At 51.8% G+C, this 18965-nt stretch carries 14 protein-coding genes and 1 pseudogene; 6 read left to right on the plus strand and 9 right to left on the minus strand.

Annotated elements, in window-relative coordinates; translation table 11 throughout:
* Window positions 1-63: 63 nt before the first annotated feature.
* Complete coding sequence (locus EAH77_RS01845) at window positions 64-774, plus strand: helix-turn-helix transcriptional regulator (RefSeq protein ID WP_140470094.1); 711 nt, start codon at window positions 64-66, stop codon at window positions 772-774.
* Between the two features lie 92 nt (window positions 775-866).
* Here EAH77_RS01845 and EAH77_RS01850 read toward each other — a convergent pair whose 3' ends face one another.
* Both EAH77_RS01850 and EAH77_RS01855 read right to left on the minus strand, forming a co-directional pair.
* The gene (locus EAH77_RS01850; RefSeq protein ID WP_140470095.1) at window positions 867-1760 is read right to left on the minus strand and encodes a dihydrodipicolinate synthase family protein; all 894 of its coding nucleotides are present in this window, start codon (window positions 1758-1760) and stop codon (window positions 867-869) included.
* Between the two features lie 17 nt (window positions 1761-1777).
* Entirely contained in the window at window positions 1778-2476 is a 699-nt protein-coding gene (locus tag EAH77_RS01855) for a B3/B4 domain-containing protein (protein WP_140470096.1), read from the minus strand.
* A gap of 43 nt (window positions 2477-2519) precedes the next feature.
* Between EAH77_RS01855 and EAH77_RS01860 the strand changes: the two are divergent.
* Window positions 2520-3021 (plus strand): annotated as a pseudogene (locus EAH77_RS01860) (helix-turn-helix domain-containing protein).
* Between the two features lie 25 nt (window positions 3022-3046).
* Window positions 3047-3499, plus strand: coding sequence for a GNAT family N-acetyltransferase (locus tag EAH77_RS01865; RefSeq protein WP_140470097.1), 453 nt, complete (start codon window positions 3047-3049; stop codon window positions 3497-3499).
* A gap of 483 nt (window positions 3500-3982) precedes the next feature.
* Here the strand turns inward: EAH77_RS01865 and EAH77_RS01875 are convergent, their stop codons facing one another.
* The 3 genes from EAH77_RS01875 to EAH77_RS01885 form a co-directional block, all read right to left on the minus strand.
* On the minus strand, window positions 3983-5395 hold the full coding sequence (locus tag EAH77_RS01875; RefSeq protein WP_140470098.1) for an EmmdR/YeeO family multidrug/toxin efflux MATE transporter: 1413 nt from the start codon (window positions 5393-5395) through the stop codon (window positions 3983-3985).
* Between the two features lie 146 nt (window positions 5396-5541).
* Window positions 5542-5952: a VOC family protein gene (locus tag EAH77_RS01880; RefSeq protein ID WP_140470099.1), complete on the minus strand. Its 411-nt coding sequence runs from the start codon at window positions 5950-5952 to the stop codon at window positions 5542-5544.
* A 212-nt stretch (window positions 5953-6164) separates the two neighbouring features.
* Window positions 6165-9026, minus strand: a complete 2862-nt coding sequence (locus tag EAH77_RS01885; protein WP_140470100.1) for an inverse autotransporter beta domain-containing protein — start codon at window positions 9024-9026, stop codon at window positions 6165-6167.
* Between the two features lie 654 nt (window positions 9027-9680).
* Here EAH77_RS01885 and EAH77_RS01890 point away from each other — a divergent pair.
* From EAH77_RS01890 to EAH77_RS01900, 3 genes are read left to right on the plus strand one after another with little or no spacing between them, the layout of a single operon-like run.
* Window positions 9681-10709, plus strand: coding sequence for an Ig-like domain-containing protein (locus tag EAH77_RS01890; protein ID WP_140470101.1), 1029 nt, complete (start codon window positions 9681-9683; stop codon window positions 10707-10709).
* A gap of 58 nt (window positions 10710-10767) precedes the next feature.
* Window positions 10768-12849: a hypothetical protein gene (locus EAH77_RS01895; protein ID WP_140470102.1), complete on the plus strand. Its 2082-nt coding sequence runs from the start codon at window positions 10768-10770 to the stop codon at window positions 12847-12849.
* On the plus strand, window positions 12842-15400 hold the full coding sequence (locus EAH77_RS01900; RefSeq protein ID WP_140470103.1) for a hypothetical protein: 2559 nt from the start codon (window positions 12842-12844) through the stop codon (window positions 15398-15400). The genes EAH77_RS01895 and EAH77_RS01900 overlap by 8 nt, the downstream gene beginning before the upstream one ends.
* A 328-nt stretch (window positions 15401-15728) precedes the next feature.
* Here EAH77_RS01900 and EAH77_RS01905 read toward each other — a convergent pair whose 3' ends face one another.
* The 4 genes from EAH77_RS01905 to EAH77_RS01920 are packed head-to-tail and all read right to left on the minus strand — an operon-like array spanning window position 15729 to window position 18860.
* Window positions 15729-16409, minus strand: a complete 681-nt coding sequence (locus tag EAH77_RS01905; RefSeq protein ID WP_140470104.1) for an amino acid ABC transporter permease — start codon at window positions 16407-16409, stop codon at window positions 15729-15731.
* A complete protein-coding gene (locus EAH77_RS01910; RefSeq protein WP_140470105.1) occupies window positions 16399-17184 on the minus strand; it encodes an amino acid ABC transporter permease in 786 nt (261 codons plus the stop codon). The genes EAH77_RS01905 and EAH77_RS01910 overlap by 11 nt, the downstream gene beginning before the upstream one ends.
* Entirely contained in the window at window positions 17184-18017 is an 834-nt protein-coding gene (locus EAH77_RS01915) for an amino acid ABC transporter ATP-binding protein (protein ID WP_140470106.1), read from the minus strand. The genes EAH77_RS01910 and EAH77_RS01915 overlap by 1 nt, the downstream gene beginning before the upstream one ends.
* 15 nt (window positions 18018-18032) lie before the next feature.
* Complete coding sequence (locus tag EAH77_RS01920; RefSeq protein WP_140470107.1) at window positions 18033-18860, minus strand: ABC transporter substrate-binding protein; 828 nt, start codon at window positions 18858-18860, stop codon at window positions 18033-18035.
* Window positions 18861-18965: the final 105 nt, after the last annotated feature.

Raw genomic sequence — 18965 nt, forward strand, 5'->3', positions numbered from 1 at the left:
ATGAGGTCCTTATCGTAATACACCACCCTGACAGTTCCTGTCAGGGTGGTGTATTCTCCTGGAATGAAAACTATTCGACTATTCACCTTACTCGACCACCTTCGCGGCCGTGTTCATCCGGTTTCGGCTGAAGTGCTGGCCCAGGCTTTAAATGTATCGGTGAGAACTATCTACAGGGATATGGCAACGCTTCAGGCAATCGGTGCGCCTGTTCGCGGAGAATCGGGCTTAGGTTACATGCTCGAAAAAGATTTTTTTCTCCCACCACTTAACTTTTCCCCCGATGAGTTGGACGCGATCATGCTTGGCATGCGGCTGATAGGAGCCCGTGGCGATGATGTACTTTCAGCCGCCGCTAACCGAGTTTCAGCTAAGATCAGTGCGGTGATCGATGTGAAAAAAACAGATATTTACAAGAGGTTACCTCTCCGTGCTGTTTCTCGACAGACTGTGGAGAATGAGAGGGCTTTTAAACATTTGGCTTTTCTTCGCGATGCTATTCGTAAAAGACTCCAACTGAATATTAATTATCTTGATCTTCGGGGTAGAGAGAGTAACCGAATAGCGCGCCCACTTGGTCTGACAGTATTTGATGATGTGTGGCTACTGACAGTTTGGTGCGAAAATCGCTCGGACTTTCGTAATTTAAGAGTCGATAATATTTCTTTGGCTGTGGGAACTGGCCAACATTTCAGGCAAGAGAGCGGTAAGTTATTTGAGGACTATCTCAAAACAATAAATCCGATTTATTCAACAAAGCCACGATTTGTTTAAATCATCCCTGACTCACTCTTTAATTGCCAGTAACCTCCCCCGACTACAAATAAATAATGACCAGCAGGCTTTATGCTGGTCTTACGCAGAGGTTAGTCCAGCCCAAGTTGTGATATTACCCTGGCAATTTCGGTCACATCATCCGCGTGCAGGGGACGGAGAGGCCGTGGCAGACAGTCAATTTCTGTAATGCCCATTATACCGGCGGCAGCGGCAATGACTCGAAGACTGCCACCGTGCTTGCGAAACAGCGCCCATAAAGGTTCCAGGCGGGCAACCCGTTCTGTAACCCCGTCTTTATCATTTTTTGCTGCAGCCTCGGTAATCTCTTTGGCTGTGATGGGAAACAGCCCACCACAGACGGAATACCAAATATCACAGCCTGCATTCAGACCCAGGCCGGCGAAAGCATCTCCGCTGATCCCGATACTAACGTCAGAGGAAAGATGTGAACGTATTTGTTTCACCCGTTGTGCGGCAGTTGAAGGGCTGTTCGGGACACCGGGTATTTTTACTGAACGTACTCCATGTAATTCTGATAAGCGGCCATAAAGTTCGTCAGAATACTCAAAGTGAGTGGTCCCCGGATTATCATAAATGCACACCGGCAGTGAAACATTCTGGGTTACCGTCTCGAACAGACCGAAGACTTCATCATCACTAAGCCGTTGATAACTCATTGCAGGTAATAAGAGCGCTTCGGCGCCTGCATTTTGCGCATCCTCGGCATGCTGCAGAACCTGTTCAGTACTGACAGCGCCCACGCAAACCATTAAGGGAATACCTGCAGATTGCTCTCTGGCAATCAGCGTGATCCGTTTGCGTTGCTCACGCGTCAGATAGGCATAGCTGCCCGTAGAACCCAGCACACCAATAGAATCCACCCGAGCTTCTGTGAGCCGGGAAAGAAGCTTCGTAAATCCTTTCTCATCAACACCCTGCGTGGTAACAGGAGTCAAAGGGAAAGCACACAACCCCTTGAACATATTTTATTCCTTATAAATTACTCAGGGCCAACGAGTCTGATTAAGGTTGCTTCATACCTTAATCCGGGCATCATTTTCTCCAGGCCATCAGTCAGCATTTTACCCGCGGCATGAAGCGCTTCCAGCGGCATTTCAGGTAGACTTTCAAGAATGAACCACATCTGTCCGTCCGTTGCGCTAAGACGCGTTCTGACACCCTGGCGCCAGTTCCAGCGACGGCAAGTCACACCCGAATCATCACGCCAGACGATCTCTCCAGCTTCCGGGTACTCGATAGCGGGGGCCCCTTCTTTCATGGTATCAAAGAGTTCAGTGCCATCTGCAATGACCAGACGGGGTGCGCCATTGTAGGCCGCAATATTTTCGCCGCCGACGGGAATAGCGTACCGGAGACTGACGGCATTATATAAATCGACAACGGGATCAAGTGCAGCCATCGAGCCATCTCGCTGGACACGCTTACGCAGAGCTTCGGCAGAACAAGGGGTGCGCTTCGGCTTTGCTCCAAACCCACGAAACACTGCGGCCCATGCAGCCAGATGAGCCTCAGCCCATTCAGGCTTCCCTGAGAGAACAGCAGCACAGGCTTCACGCAAAGCTTCTTCCCCCACCTGGGTATTTGCTACTGGGGCAGCTTTTACATAAATACTGAGTGCCCGAAATCCAGGCACTTGACGATAGATATCCTGACTGATTGACGGAGAGACTGTTAGCACTGGATTATCCTATAATGGCTAATTTACTTTATAATATCGACCCATGTTCAAAAAGGTCAATATAATGACCGGCGCGGATGTAAGCACCATAAACGAGGCTATTTCCGCCAGGATAAAACAGTATCGTAAACAGTAGAAAATCTCGTTTGATGAGTTGTCGCGACGTGCAAATATCAGCAAAGGTATGCTGGTTGAAATAGAAGGATTGCGCGTATTATTGATCCGGCGGATATTCCTGAGTTGTGGCAGGGACCAAAAGGAGGACGGGCAAGACTACTGGCGGGATCGACCGGCCCGGATAGGGTTGAGCTCTGGGAATGGGTGATGGAGCCAGGAGAAAAATTTGATTCCCTTGGGCACTCTGAAGGCTCATTTGCACTGTGGTATGTTCTGAATGGTATGCTCGAGCTTAATATAAGCGTTCACGCTTATCGGGTGAATCCAGGGTGTTCTGTGGTGGCTAAAACAGATCTTCCCCACTCGTACAAAACCCGGATAATACACGCACAATTTTTATTATGACGGTGAGTGAAAAAACTCGCTAAGTCTGTCTATAAGGAAAAATGATCGATGAAGTATCAGCATTTGGATCACCATAAAGAGGGTTTTACTGTTACTACCAATCCTTCGTGTTTCGATCTGCACGCCATTCATAGTTATCTCAAAGCAAGCTCATGGGCTCCAGGTATTGATGAGGAAACCGTCCGACTGTCTGTTGAAAATAGTTTGTGTTTTGCCCTGCTGGAGGGAGAAAAACAAATTGGTTTTGCGCGTCTGGTGACAGATTTTGCAACCTTCGGATATCTCTGTGACGTATATGTTCTCAATGAATACCATAAAACTGGCCTTGGTCGCTGGCTGATGGAGTGCTGCCAGTCTCACCCTCTCATGTCTCGTCTTCGCCGTATTATGCTTGTCACAGACAGCGCCCCCTGGCTCTATGAAAAAATAGGTTACAGTCCGGTCAATCGGCCGAACTTTGTCTGGCAAATCAACAAACCGGATATATATTTAAATCGGTAGAAATCCAGCATCTTAAATGACTGTTTTTTTCATATCCAAAAATAACAGTCAGAACTGCACCTGATACCCATGGTGAAATACAGTGGCGATTTCTCGACTCGAATTGAAATAATGGGGAAACAGGATGGCGATATCGACAGTTAAGTCACCATTAATGGCCTCACCCGCGCCAGCAGAATTGACATAAATACCTACAAGCCGCTTATATCTGCCGTTAACAGCATTTAGAAGAACACAGATCGGATCTTTATAACTCTGCTCAGATCGTAATTAATGCATATGACATCATGGAAACGCTGGGAGATCCCGTGTTCGTTCAGGCTGGCCGCAAACGCGTGCCAACCCCGAGGGCACTGGCTTTGCGCGAGCAGGTTAGAGCGGCGGTTAGCCAGGCAACATCCGTGCTGAAACACAACACGGATATACCCCAAACTAACCCGGAAATCGGGCTGGACGATGAACACTTTCGTTGCTGTTTGACGATCAGCGGTACTTCCACAACCATTTGCCGCTCGCGAGGCGCCAGTAGAAAAAGGCGCCGCGGATGATCCAGTCCAGGCACATACCGAGCCAGATCCCCACCACGCCGAAGCCCAGCACCACACCCAGAAGGTACCCGGCGACAATACGTCCGCCCCACATACTCAGCAGTGACACCCACATGGTGAATTTGGCATCGCGCGCCCCTTTCAGCCCGGCAGGCAGCACCCATGAGGCTGCCCAGAAAGGCATAAACGCAGCATTGAGCCACACCAGCACTTTCACCACGTGAATAACGTCATCCTCTTTGGTGTAAAACGAGGCCAAAACCCCGGCCAGTGGCACCGACAGCAAGGAGAGCGCACACAGCCCAATGGTCGACAACCAGAAGATATGTTTGAGCTGATGCTCGGCCTGCGCCATCTGGCCTTTTCCCAAACGCGTGCCGACAATAATGGTTGAGGTCGAGCCCAGTGCGTTCCCCGGCAGGTTGATCAGCGATGCAATAGACGCGGCGATAAAGTTACCCGCGATAACATCGGTCCCCATGCCCGCCACGAAAATTTGTGTCAGCAACTTCCCGCTGTTAAACAGCACTGATTCAATACTGGCAGGCACACCGATACTCAGCACTTCCATCAGGATGCCGGTATTGAGCGGTTTGAAATAACTTTTCAGCGGAATACGCAACGCAGGGTTGAAGCCAATCATCAGAACATAAATGACCACGGCGGCACCGATATAGCGGGCGATGGTCAGCCCCAATCCGGCACCGGTAAAACCGAGTCCGCCCCAGCCAAAGCAGCCATAAATCAGCACGCTGCTGATCATGATATTGAGGATGTTCATGCCGCCGTTAATCAGCATCGGGATTTTGGTGTTGCCCGCACCGCGCAACGCACCGCAGCCGATAAGCGCAATAGCGGCGGCCGGGTAGCTCCAGGCGGTGATAGTCAGATAATTGAGGGCTAAAGCTTTGACCCGCGGCTCGGCGCTGCCGGCAATCAAGTCGATAATGTGCGTCCCGGCAAATTCAATACCGAGCGCCAGCAGAAAGGCAAAACCGGTCATCAGTACCAGCGACTGGCGGGCCGCGGCGCGTGCCCGTTTGCGGTTGAGCTTGCCGAGGCTAAAGGCTACTACCACGGTGGTGCCGAGGTCGATCGCCGCGAAGAAGGCGATGATCACCATATTGAAACTGTCGGCCAGCCCGACCCCCGCCATCGCCTCCTTGCCCAGCCAACTGACCAGGAACGTACTGAGGACCCCCATCAGCAATACGCACATATTTTCGAAAAATATCGGTATCGCCAGAGGGGTAATTTCACGCCAGAACAGCACACGGTTGGAACGTCGTTTGTGATACCACTTCGTGCGGTCCAACGCGTGCTGCACAGTGACTCTGATGTTTTGCAAGATAGTTCCAGCTATGAGGAGGGACGAAGGCCTGAACTAAGAATGGTAAAAACATCCCTGTTTTGCAAAGTCTTTTCTCGCAAAGAACGGGGAAATTCAGGGGAAAAAACGGGGCGGCCAGACCTCAGGCCACACCCGCCCTGATATTATGACTGCGCGGGCTGCACATTCTGATACAAATCCCAGCGGTTCCCGTACAGGTCTTCAAACACCACCACGGTGCCATACTCTTCCTCGCGCGGCTCTTCACAAAAATGCACGCCCTTGTTTTTCATCGCATGGTAGTCACGCCAGAAATCGTCCGTGTGCAGGAACAGGAACACCCGGCCACCGCACTGATCGCCAATAAAGGTTTCCTGCGTGGCATTCGACGCACGCGCCAGCAACAGATGACACTCACTTTCCGGCGAGGGCGCGACCACCACCCAGCGCTTGCCCTCCTGCGGCGTGTCTTCCATCAGCGTGAAACCGAGTTGTTCAGTGTAATAACTGATGGCCCGGTCATAATCATCGACCACAATGGCGATATACCCCATCCCGCGTTTCTGAATTCTCACTCTTTTCTCCCTGATTAACAGTGTGTCATGCGCACTCATACTACAACGCTTTCAATGATTTTCCCTTCACCCATCTCCCGGCCATTGCCGCAAGCCCCGCACAGACGTGACAACCGGTAGCATCTCAAAAAGCGGTCTGGTCTGCTAACAGGCAAAAAAAGCCCAGCCGTTGAAGGCAGGGCTTGATATCGCGCCACAACAATCGCTAATAATTACGCCTGCGTATCGACATTTGCTGACACGGTTCCCGTTTTCTCCATACCTGTCAGTGGGCTATTCACCACGGCTGTCGCCGTCCCCGTCAAACTATTGACTGATTCAGGTTCCAAACCCTCCACCTCAGTTTTAGGCACGGTAAATTTCAATGGGTTACCAATATCCGCCGAAGTCACGGTGTAAGTGGCGAAAGTATGATCCGGCAGAACTTGATTGTGCGATATTAGGGCAACATCGCCTTTCACTACAAAGTTAACCTGCACCTGATCACCAACCTGCATCCCCGTATAGTTAACGTAGATAATCAACCCACTTTTGACTGCATTAACATTGATGCCAGTGCGCGCAGTAGGGAAAGTCACCGCAATGTCCCCCATCTTCACCGTAAAGCGGGTGGTCGTATTTCCACTCTGACCATCAGCCGTCGCCGTCACCGCCAGACCGTCTTCAACGGTATTGTCGTTGAAACTCATGGTGGCATGACCGTTTTCATCAGTGAGTGAGCTATTGGCTGCTGGCGTTGCGCTACCTGTTATGGACCAGTTTACCGTCACCCCGGCCATGGCTTTACCGCCAGCGTCAGTCACCGTCGCCTGCGCAACGTTGGCCGTGGTGCCACCTGCCAGAGAATTATCTTTGGTCATGGTGACCGCCACTGTGCCAACCGGTATTGCCACAAACTGCGTAGCCGCACTTCCGCTCTTCCCGCCCGCATTCGCGGTGACGGTCAAGTTAGCCTCAACGGTCCGATCGGTGAAGTTCATGACCGCATGACCGCTGCCATCGGTTATCGAACTGCTGCCTGTCGGCGTCGCACCACCCGTTACAGACCAGTTTACTGTTACATTGGGCATCGCTTTGCCATTGGCATCCGTCACTGTAGCCTGCGCCTCGTTAGCCGCGCTGCCATCGGCCGCAGAAGCATCTTTGGTCATCATCACCGCAACGCTGGCAACCGGTATTGCCACAAACTGCGTCACCGCACTGTTACTCTGGCCGTCCGCCGTCGCCGTCACTGTCAGGTTGCTTTCAACCGTCAGATCGGTGAAGTTCATGGTGGCCTGGCCGTTAGCATCAGTTATTGAGCTACTGGCTGTCGGTTTCGCGCCACCGGTGACTGACCAGTTTACTGTCACATTTGGCATAGCTTTCCCGCTGTTGTCAGTCACCGTCGCCTGCGCTAAGTTGGCCGCGGTGCCATCTGCCAGAGAACCGTCTTTGGCCATCACCACCGCGACGGATGTCTTCGCTATGGAGGTAAACGTTGAACCCGTTGATGCAGTTTTTCCTGAAGCATCGACACTAAGCGAAACATCGCCCGCCGTACTATTGGTGAAATGCACCTCAGCCTGACCTTGATCATTACTCTGGTTATCGCTGCTCACGATGATCGCCGCGTTATTCACTTTCCACTGAATAGCGACCCCGGACATCAATTGACCATTGGCGTCTTTCACCAGCACACGCCCGATATTCTGGTCGCTGCCATTAGCCTGACTATTATTTTTGGTCATTTGCAGATCAACGGTCGCCACTGACTGGGTAAAAGCACTCATCGTCGAACGGGTAATGGCACCCGATGTCGCGGTGACAGAAACCTGCTCAGCAGACTGATTGGTAACATTCACGAAGGCCACGCCGCTTGAGTCAGTCACGCTGGATGTGGTACTCAATTTCCCCTGACCGGATACGGTCCAGTTGATGACGGCATTGCTGGCGGATGCACCATTGCTGGTAGAGGCTTTGACCGAAACGATATTCGCCGTAACGCCATCTGCGGGACTATTATCTTTCGCGTTGGTTATTTGCATATCGGTCAGGACGTTATCGACCGGTTTCTTTTTATATTGCATAACAATTTCATTATTACGCTCAACCAGATCATAACGGCTACCTGCCAGACTACGTTGAACCGCCACCTGTGCAGGGGATATTTGTTGGGCCCAGGGTTGGCCTATGGTGTAGCGGAAGTTCGCGCCAATCGTGGTTTCATGCATGGCACTCTGGCCGCGCTTATAATCCACTCCCAGCGTAATTAATGGCACAGGCGTATAATTTACCCCTACGGTGACCGCCGACGGGTCATTCTGTAAGGTATCTTTGTCGAATAACGCGACATCATTACCGAAGTATTTTTCATACATTAACTTCCCGCCTAACTGCGGGTAGGAAGGCAAATAGCCTTCCACTCGAACATCATAACCATTGGCCGGTTTTTCATAATAGTTATCAAAATCACGAGAATCATGCCATTTGGTGATCGCGAAATAGCTATTGGCGGACAGCTTAAGATTATCGGTCCAGGCTTCACCGCCTAACCCCATCCGGCGATTTTTTCCGGTAAAATCATCATCGAAAAAGACATTCCCGCCTAACATCCAGTTGTCGAGATAAAAAGTACGCACCCCAGCGCCAAGGTTACCGGTGACCCGACCATCGGGAGCACGCATACCTAATTGGGTAAAGAGCATGGCCTTTTTGCTGTTATAAACCGGCGCCAGAAAATCCAGCGCACTGTTATCCCAGTTGCCCTGATCATCCACATTAAGCTGAACGCGTGCAGTGCCAAATTGATTGAGCCATTGCTCGACGGTGTTGGCCGCATGGCCCGTCACCAGTGAGGCCCCCGCCATCGCAGGGTTCGCATTGGACACGGCCGAAGCCGCCGTACTTAACTCAGAGGAATAAGGGGCAAAACCCTTATCTGCGGGCAATTTACTGCTGCTCCGATCCACAGAGAATGGAGACAAGGCATCATTTTTAGCCAGAGAATAGGGAACAGTAAATACGGGTGAAATAGCAATGACAAACTGCAATGCAATTTGCAACCTTGCCATATTTAAATTTACTTTATTCATGATTAAGTGGTTCTATATTAGCGATAACATTGAACGGGAAATATTTCAACCCCTCAGCATTAACGTAATTAGCAATCTGAAAGGTTATAATTAGAACGACCCGGATGTAAATCAAAACCATTTTTTCGGGAGGGGGGTGTTGAGTGTCAAAGATAAGCAACGAGGTAATTAATATATTAACGCCCCACAGGATACGTCCTTTAATGTGCGTTACATTACAGAGATAACTTAATGCCATCAATAAAAAAACTCGTCCTATTTTGGACTTAAAATACTAACAACACCTATTATTTCTTATAAAAACAGTGTGTTACAGCATCAAACCAATATCGCCTAACCAAAAGTAAAATCCACATTAACATAATGATTTCAATATAAAAAAACCCTCACCAATAAAATGAACTCATCTAATAACGAGCTATTGACAGATGGGGTATTTGATTTTCAACAACATTTAACATCGATAACAATCGTTTATTTTTAGCGCGTCAAAAATGCCCACCTGCTGCGCCTATTTTGCCCATCGGATTTTTTTTATCTCACTATTATTGAGTTGTAGCACTGTTCCGAGATGACGATCCAATTGTGTCGTTTCCTTCTCGTCGTCTCTGAAGCGTTTTAACCCATACACTTTCTTGATAAAGAGGCATTACTATGACTATTTCCACTCAAAAAAACCGCGTCGGCGCGGATGAATTTACCATCAGCAGAGCCACAACTTCCCCTATGGTTGCCGCAATCAATACGCCAGAAGTTATCACGGCCAAAGTTGTCGCAGCGGATGGTACAGCAGCACCTGCGGGTACCGACGTGACCTGGACCACCACGGCCGGTAATGAGGATGCACTCAGCGCCACGACGTCGAAAACCGATGCGCTGGGTATCGCGAAGGTGACTGTCACTTCTGCCTACGAAGGCATTGTCCCGGTAAAAGCCAGCGTTGGCAGCAGCTACAAATTGGCGGCGGCACGTTACCAGAGTGGTAACGTCACTGCGCCCTATGTGTTGGGCAGCCTCGACGGTGATATTGATGAATATGACCTCAAGAACGATATCGTAGTGAAGGTCCCTAAATACAACAATGAGGCAATCGGTGATTCGATCATTTTCTATTGGGATAACGTTCACCACACCTCCATTGATATCACCGCGAAAAATTTAAACTCGGTTATTAGCATCAATATCACCCAAACTTTCCCGCCAGCCTGCCTGATTGATGGCAAATACCAGCTGTTCTATGAACACATAGACTCCAATCAAAACATCGCGGTATCAAAACCCTGTGCCGTGACGGTAACCGGTGGAACATTACCAGCCAGTCTGCCAGAACCGACCTTCCCGGAAGCAACGACAGGGACAATCAATATCAATAAAGCCAGAAGCGATGGTGGTACCCCAATTGATATGACTTACCTGAAAATGACCGCTGGCGATATTCTGCACGTGGTCTGGGAAGGATACAGTGAAAGCAATATCAATCTTCCTGACTCCAATTACGAAGTTGACCACGTCGTGACGGCTGATGAAGTCACGGCGAAGCTGGCCAGCGAAGTCATACCGACTGCCAATATTATGGCAATCCCCACCGGGAGCGCTCAGGCTTATTACAAACTCACCCCTGTCTCTGGAGGCGATACCGCGACGTCGGTGGTTGCTGAAGTTAACGTAGACACTCAGGCCTAACACGATATGCAACCACACCATCCTTTATTGGATGGTGTGGTTGTGTCGGAGAGAAAATATGCCACTAACAAGTACGACGACACTGGCGCTCCCTGACCTTCCGCAAATGACTCTTGATGGAGTCATTACCTATCAGGATCTGAATGAACTGGATCCCCCTGGGGTACTGATTGTGATATCAAAATCAGCACACGCCGCCATAGGGGATTATCTGACGCTCTACTGGAATGGGATTCAGGCTAATATTCTCTATATTGATACCAATACCCCGTCTGATTTTTTCCCCTGGAAAACCATTATTCCTGCGTCACTGGTGCCGAATGGCAGTTACCCCGTGCAGTATATCCGTATGGATGCGGCGCAAAATATCGCGGCATCATCAATTGTCACTGCGTTGGTACAACGCGATGCCAGCGGAGTCTTAGCCGCACCGACCTTCCCTGAAGCCATTAATAATATTTTAAGCGGCAGCGCCATCTCGGACGGCACAACGATCGCCGTACCGGCTTATAACGGCATTGCGGAAAATGACACCCTCCAGATAGCCTGGGTTGGGGCGAACAGCGCGGGAGAAACCATTCCTGACAGCGTCGTCACCCTTAGTCATGTCGTGACGGCCAATGAAGTCGCTGGGGGATTTAAGGTCTCCATCGTCCCCCCTTTTATTGCGGCGATTGGCGTCGGTCAGGCGTCAGCCTGGTATACCGTACAACCCGCTAACCACAACCTCCCCATCAGTTCAAAAATCGCTCAGGCACAGGTCAATATGACGGAAGTCACCTTACCGGCACCGGTTTTTCCTGAGGGTAACGATGGCTGGATTGATGCCAGCGAGGCGACCAGCAGCAGCGGTATTTCACTGGCAATACCGGCTTACCCGGGGATGGGCGTGAACGATATCGTCACCATCTATTGGCAGGGGAAAGTGAAGGGAACGCTCGTTCCCAAGGCGTTTAATATCGATACGCATATCGTGGTTGCCGCTGATCTTATATCAGGATTTACCACCTCTGTTCCTGGTACTGCGATCACGCCCATTGGGATCGGTGAAGGACAGGCCTATTACCGGGTCAGTTTTATCGATCGATCCCAAGGCGTCTCCGCCGCGGCCCTGATCAATGTCGACACCTTACATACCCAGTTACTGCCTGCTCCCAGCTTTCCAGAAGCCGGTAATGATGGAATTACGTTCAGTGAGGCCGCCGACGGGACGACGATGCAAGTCAGTTACCCGGGAATGGCCGAGGGCGACGGTATCAGCGTCAACTGGCAGGGCTATCAAAGCGACGGCATTACTCTTATCTCAGGCTCAGGTTTCTCAGATATCCATACTGTAACCGCGCAGGAAGTCCAGGTACAAAAAGTCACGATAACTATCCCTTCCAGCAACATCACCGTCATTGGCAACGGCTACGCCACGGGCCAATATCAGGCTACTTTCCTGGCCGGCGGCATGGCGAACTCAACCTCCATAAAGGTAACCGTTATGGCAGAACAAACACCCGTTTTTCAGATTAAAACCACATCAGGCGCCCCTTATTGGAGCAACCCGGCTGATATTGTTCGTCCCTGTAATGTTGTGACCGTTTCGGGTGCTCCGGGCACCGAAGTCGAGGTCAACCTTCAGAGTACGCGAGAAGCCTACTTTACAGACGGAACGCAGGCCTGGCGCGGTTACCTACCGGTCGCTGGGTTTGTTAACCTGTCGGTTTATTGTATGGCGATCAGTACGGTTGGCGTATCGGCTTTCGATGTTACCAATGCTTCCAACTTTGCCGCCGGAGCCATGGTATTTAACGATTATTTTACCGGCAGTGGCGGTTTGCTCAAATACGGTTACTCCACCGGGGCATCCGCTAACGGCAGTACGGTGAACAGCCTGTACGTGTGGATGGATGATAATCCCGCTATCACCCGCGTCACTTTTAGTGTCACAGGCAATGCGACGATCCCAGGCTATAAACAGATTGCATTGATCAACCTGTCTGATGCCCGCAGTGCCTCGGTCAATGTTATTGATAGCACCGCTGAACTCAGCGCCTTTACTATCAATGCGCCGCAGTCATCCATTCCCTCTACCGTGACAGGCAATATCACATTTGCCTCCCCGCTTTCTGCTAAGGATACCTCTCATGAATAATGTAAAGAAAACGACTAACGTCGAGGCGTCACGTTCATTAGCGCTTTGGACTGGGGTTAATTATAGCGGGTCCCCTTTGCAAGTGAGCAATGCTCAGGCGGGTATTCTTGCCGCTGATGTGGGTATCTGGGATTACAAATCCGTGGGCATTTCCGCGATGCAACTGTTTGTCTGGAGCGCACCGGACACGGCAACGCCGGGCTACTCTTTTAGCGGTCATATTGAGAGTTTACTCAGCACCAACCAAATCAATCTACCCACACACTATCCGACGGCGGAGTTTCCGTTACAGTTCCTTGGCATTAACCCGTTAGAAGTCGGTGTGCTATTTGTCAGCGTCGACAGCCGCGACGCCCCCGTGGCGCTGGCATTCTCGCAAACTTACCCTAATAGCAGCGTGCCGCTCACCACTTTTGCCGCGCAGGGTATTGACGGCGCATTAGGCTTTTTTTCACTCCTGCTTAATAGCAGCAATACCGTCGCCGTGCAGTATGGCGACTATTCAATCGTGAGTGGCAGCGCCACCTGGACGGGCAACGGTAGCCTTACGATTGAATGGAATGGCAACACCCCGGTGGTCACTGGCTCGAGTAGTTTGCCGATCGGTTGGCGCTTTGGTATCCCTGCGAAACAGAACGATGGCAGTTGGCTGCTGACGCTGAGCGCAGGCACTGCGGCGAATACCGGCACACTCTACACCGGCACTGGCTTCACCGGGTCATCAAAAATTCTATTGCCCCACACACTGACACAGCTTAATAGTGGTATTGGCTGGACTTATCACTCTCTCAAGCTGTCCACTATGCCAGCATTTATTTACTCCTCCTTTAGCCCGACTAACGCAAGCTATGCCTATAGCGGCTACAAGGAGCAGTTACTGACTGCCGATGTCGCCGATTTTGCCACCTCCTTTACCGGCAGTACGCCGGTAAACCTGCTGTCGCTGGACAATACTGATGTGATTGTCCAGCTGATGATCATTACTCAGAAAGACAATAGCAGCGCGTGGATAATGACCCAACCCTATCCTCAGGCCTTCTACACCTTCGCCAGTACCCGCGAGTCTGGGTTGCTCGCGATATTACCGGCCTCAGGCGACAGCCAGCAAATCACCCTGAGTTATGGCAGTCTGAACGGCAGTGGGTATTTTACCCAAACCGGTACGACGACCCTGAGTGCCAATCTGGAAAATGGCGTGCCGACGTTCACTCCCGGCGATGACTGGCCAGCAACCCTGCAATTAAGTGCTGCTACTCAGTTGGACGATGGAAGCTGGAATATGGCCATTGCTGACTCGAGAGTTGTCCTTAATCCAGCCCTGTACCCGCAGGTAAACTATGGCGGCACACCTCAGCCGTTGGAAGAGCATCAGGTGGTGGAATTACGCACTCTGGCTGATTTATGGCAATACGACTCACTGCGGCTCTTCGGCAAACACTGGTTGAGCAGTACGTTGTTTGATCCGCAAAGTAGCACTTACGACTATCGTAAATACCGCGACAGTTACAGTGATGCCGACGTGCCGGATATCAGTAAAGATTATCCGCTGGCGAGTGCGGCGATTAACGGGATCGTGTTGGGGGACAACGACGTGGTGGTTGAGGTGCAATTACAACCTCAGGATACCAGCCAAAACGCGGTATTGAGTGCTTCGCAGAGCTGGCCGCGGGCATTTTATACTGCTGCGGCCTATGTTGCCGGTATCGCACAGCCAGGGGTATTCATCGTATTTGATAAAACCCAGTCAGTGCACACTATCCCGATTCAGCTGGGGTCCCTCAACGCCGATGGCACGGCGAGCTGGGAGACCAATACTACCCTGACAGCACGCTGGGATAATAATCTGGCGAAGCCGGTACTCGTACTGGGTCAGGATGCTCCCTCAGACTTCACCCTGTCACCGGTACAGTCGACTGGCCTGGCGGGCGAATTTACGACGGCTCTCTCATTTGATAACAGTATGAAGATCACGATGTATCCGATCACTCATGCGCCAAGCTCTGCCGAGGACTACTCAGCCAATAATACGGTGGTCCTCTATTCTAATAAGGCAACAACCGTTACTCTGCAATTGCTCGGAGGGGGAATGTTCCGCACCAATAACCAGTCAATGGATACCTTTATTTTACCGGCACGGAGCATGACCCCGATTGAGATTTACAGTAGCGATACTGCATGGGTGACGGTAATACTCTCAGCAGACAATGACAATATTGCTGAGCAACGTACAACGGTTAGCTTCGTCTCCATGCAAAGCGTCGATAGGTATAAAATGGCGGTGACTTCCGGGGCACCGGCAGCAACGGGGATAGCGAATAGCATTTATGTACAGCCTACCCAGGATAACATTTCGGCTAATGCTAAGTTAACGTTAACTCTAAGCGGAAATGCTGTTTTTAGTGATACAAAAACAAATGTCATAACTTATAGCTTTTGGCAACTGCCTTCCAATATCAATATCGTGGATAACTCAGCAGAAACAGTCTCTGTCGTACTCACAGCAGACAGCAGTCAAAGTCAGTCATTAACCACGACCTTTGTGCACGTTTAATAAAAACACAGTGTTTCACATGGCCTTAGTAATATCTAAGGCCATTTTTTACTCGTCTCACATTGACTGTTTACCCACGAGATTTTATGCCACCTATTTACATCATTAATCAAAAATCATTAATCATTAATCAACTCAACAACACGATCAAAATAACCGAGACTATTATCCACACATAATATTCCCGGCGTCATGGTGATATTATCTATACAAAAACGCGTTGCTCTGTGCGCTTAAAAAATCGAAGCAATCGCTCATACCGCTCACTTAATAACGGGCGGTATGAGCAGGGTCTTTTAACTGGAGAAACGCGCGTCGCGGGCTCCTTTCAGACCCGCGCGCGCATCCATCTCCCGGCCATTGCCGCAAGCCCTGCGCACAGCAGGTAGTAGATCAGGCCAATAAACAGGAAAATCTCCGCCGGATAGATCTGCACGCGGTTATTAACCTGCCCGGCTACGGTGGTCAACTCCGGGACATTGACGATAAACGCCAGCGACGTGTCTTTGAGCAGCGCAATCAGCAGCCCCAGGTAGGACGGCAGCAGGTTCGGCCAGGCCTGAGGTAACAGCAATACCCGCAGTACCTGCCACTGACTGAAACCCGAGGCCAATCCCGCTTCGCTCTGTCCGGCGGGTAACGACTCCAGACCGGCCAGCGTCGAGTGCATCACCGCCGCCGACGTAAACCACGCCAGCGCCAAAATCACCGTCAGCGCGCCCGGCATCGAGCTGCCAAAGACGACGGGCAGCAGGAAGTAGAGCCAGAAGATCACAAAAATCAGCGGAATGCCGCGAATAAAGTCGGCCCAGATGAACAGCGCCCGCCGGGTCCAGCCACCAAAACGCCACGCCAGTGCCGCCATCAGCACCCCGAGAAGCAGCGCAATGGCACCGGCAGACAGCGCCATGATCAGCGTCAGCAACACGCCGCCTGGCTCGCCGTCTGCCACCCTTCCCCACAGCAGATAGGTGAAGTTGTCGTGCAGTACCGAGTAATCAAACTCCATGGCCGTCTCCCTGCGCTTTCACCGCGGCAAGCAGCAACGGCTGGCGTTTTCCTGGCCGCCGTGGTCCCAGCGCCATCATCAGCCAGCCCATCACCAGACCGAGCAGCAGATAGAGCACCGTACCCACGGCAAAACCTTCCAGCGCATGGGCGTTGTAGCTTTCGATTTGGCCGATCTGATAGGTCAGTTCGGAGAAACCAATACCGGTCGCCAGCGACGAGAGTTTCATCAGGTTGAGATACTGCCCGGTGATTGGCTGCCAGGCGTTTATCAGCCCCTGCGGCAACAGCACATAACGCAGCATCGCCCAGCGGCCGAAGCCCTGTGATAATGCCGCTTCACTCTGCCCATGAGGTACGGAGTTCAACCCGGCCTGTACCTCTTCGAGCAGAAATGCCGCGCTAAACAGCGCCAGCCCCCAGGCGGCGCAGAGAAACTCCGGCGTCAGCCATGAGACATTCACCGGCAAAACTGCCCACGGATGCACATCGCCGATGTACATCCTCAGCGCCTGCGGCAGTGCGCCATAAACAGCGAAGTACCAAAACAGCAGCTGTACCAGCAACGGCGTATTGCGAAAAATAGAGACATACACCGCCACAATGCTGCGCCCGGCGCGGCCCGGCGCCAGTCGCAGCGCCAGTAACACCAGCGTCAATAACGTCGCCAGCACGCTGCCCGCCAGTGTCACGTAAAGCGTGGTGAGAAAGCCGGAGATAATCCACTGTAGCGGCTGGCCAGTTAATACCCCGGCCCAGTCAAGATGCCACGCCATCAGCCTTCCCTCCCGGTCGCCGCCTGTAACGGGAACAGGACTTTCTGCAAAAAGCGTTGCGCTCGCGGATGGGCCGGACGGGTAAAGAAGCTTTCAGGGTCTGCCTGTTCGAGGATTTCCCCGCCATCCATAAACACCACGCGGTCAGCAATTTCACGGGCAAAACTCATCTCATGAGTCACCACGATCATTGTTATCCCGCTGTGCGCCAATGCCTGCATCACCTGCAGGACTTCGCCGATCATCTCCGGGTCAAGGGCCGAGGTCGGCTCATCGAACAGGATAATTTTCGGATCGGTCACCAGTGCACGGGCGATAGCCACCCGCTGCTGCTGCCCACCGGAGAGCTGAGAGGGAAAATGATGTGCGCGGTCCGCCAGCCCTACGCGTTCCAACAGCTCACGGGCCTTTTGCCGCGCCTGCGCCTGCTTCCAGCCGTGGACTTTCACCAGCGCCAGACTGACGTTGTCCAGCGCGTTCAGATGGGCATAAAGATTGAACTGCTGAAACACGAAACCGATGTGGGTGCGTAACTCGCGCAGCGCCTTGCCACTCAGCCCGGAGGTAGGCTGATTGTGAACGAAAATCTCGCCGTCGGTCAGCGTCTCCAGATGGTTAATCAGACGGATCAGGGTTGATTTTCCCGACCCGGACGGACCACAAACGGCCACAACTTCTCCGGCGGCAACACTCAGATCAACACCGCTAATCACCTGATGGGGGCCAAAATATTTGCTGACCTGACGAAACTCAACCGCGACCGGTTTGCCGTCAGACGCTGGAGACGAAAAAACCGCAGACGAGTCTGCGGTTGTTAAAGAGGGTTGCTGCATAAGGTGCCTGCCTGATTATTTTGCTTCGATCTTAAACAAACGCGGTTGCGGTGATTTAGTCTGCGGTCCAAACCAGACGTTATAAATCTTGGCCGCATCCCCGGTTTTTTCCAGATTCAGCAACTCAGCATTGACGGCTTTCAGCAGGTTGGTTTCCCCTTTTTTCACCCCAACGCCAATCTCTTCTTTGCTCAGCAGCTCAGGCAAGACTTTGTATTTGGCCTTGTCCGGCGCGCCATCGAGCAATCCGGCCAGAATGGTGCTGTCTTGCGTGATCGCCTGCACATTGCCGCTACGCAGAGCAGAAAGCGCCAGCGGAATGTCGTCGTACGACAGCACACGTGACTGCGGGAAGCGATTATGCAACTCCTGTTCACCGGTGGTGCCCTTGACTGCGCCAATGCGTGCCGTCGCGTAAGCGTCCAGCTTGTCAGGCGAACCCGCCGGGACCAGGAACTGCTGGCCGGTCACGAAATACGGTACCGAGAAATCCACCACTTTGGCGCGTTCCGGCGTGATAGTAATGTCCGCAACGATGATGTCAGCCTTGCCAGACTGCAACAGCGGAATGCGGTTAGCCGGGTTGGTCGGCACCAGCTTCAGCTTCACGCCCAGGGATTTGGCCAGCGCTTTGGCGAAATCCACATCGTAGCCCACGATGTCATGGGTTTTAGCATCCACCGAACCGAACGGCGGGTTGGAGTCAAAAGTCGCGACATTAATAACACCGGCTTTTTTGATATCTGCCAGTTGGTCCGCGTGGGCCGCGAAAGCGGCGACGCTGCTAAAAACCAGCAGAGCCAGCGCGGAAAGTGAGGACAAAGGGCGGGCATTACGGGCCATGTGTTTTCCTTATCAAGGACTGCCAAAACGGCAAAAAAGGGTATTCCGCAAACTGCATGCCTGCGGACGTTTTTATCTTGTAAAGCAGAGGATTACACAGGCCAC

Source organism: Ewingella americana (assembly GCF_006438725.1).
GTDB lineage: Bacteria > Pseudomonadota > Gammaproteobacteria > Enterobacterales > Enterobacteriaceae > Ewingella > Ewingella americana_A.

What these genes read in the sequence shown, in the direction of transcription:
- EAH77_RS01910 (WP_140470105.1), bottom strand. Translation starts at nt 17,184, where the DNA reads ATGGCGTGGCATCTTGACTGGGCCGGGGTATTAACTGGCCAGCCGCTA.
- EAH77_RS01850 (WP_140470095.1), bottom strand. Translation starts at nt 1,760, where the DNA reads ATGTTCAAGGGGTTGTGTGCTTTCCCTTTGACTCCTGTTACCACGCAG.
- EAH77_RS01865 (WP_140470097.1), top strand. Translation starts at nt 3,047, where the DNA reads ATGAAGTATCAGCATTTGGATCACCATAAAGAGGGTTTTACTGTTACT.
- EAH77_RS01920 (WP_140470107.1), bottom strand. Translation starts at nt 18,860, where the DNA reads ATGGCCCGTAATGCCCGCCCTTTGTCCTCACTTTCCGCGCTGGCTCTG.
- EAH77_RS01885 (WP_140470100.1), bottom strand. Translation starts at nt 9,026, where the DNA reads ATGAATAAAGTAAATTTAAATATGGCAAGGTTGCAAATTGCATTGCAG.
- EAH77_RS01890 (WP_140470101.1), top strand. Translation starts at nt 9,681, where the DNA reads ATGACTATTTCCACTCAAAAAAACCGCGTCGGCGCGGATGAATTTACC.
- EAH77_RS01905 (WP_140470104.1), bottom strand. Translation starts at nt 16,409, where the DNA reads ATGGAGTTTGATTACTCGGTACTGCACGACAACTTCACCTATCTGCTG.
- EAH77_RS01845 (WP_140470094.1), top strand. Translation starts at nt 64, where the DNA reads ATGAAAACTATTCGACTATTCACCTTACTCGACCACCTTCGCGGCCGT.
- EAH77_RS01900 (WP_140470103.1), top strand. Translation starts at nt 12,842, where the DNA reads ATGAATAATGTAAAGAAAACGACTAACGTCGAGGCGTCACGTTCATTA.
- EAH77_RS01895 (WP_140470102.1), top strand. Translation starts at nt 10,768, where the DNA reads ATGCCACTAACAAGTACGACGACACTGGCGCTCCCTGACCTTCCGCAA.
- EAH77_RS01915 (WP_140470106.1), bottom strand. Translation starts at nt 18,017, where the DNA reads ATGCAGCAACCCTCTTTAACAACCGCAGACTCGTCTGCGGTTTTTTCG.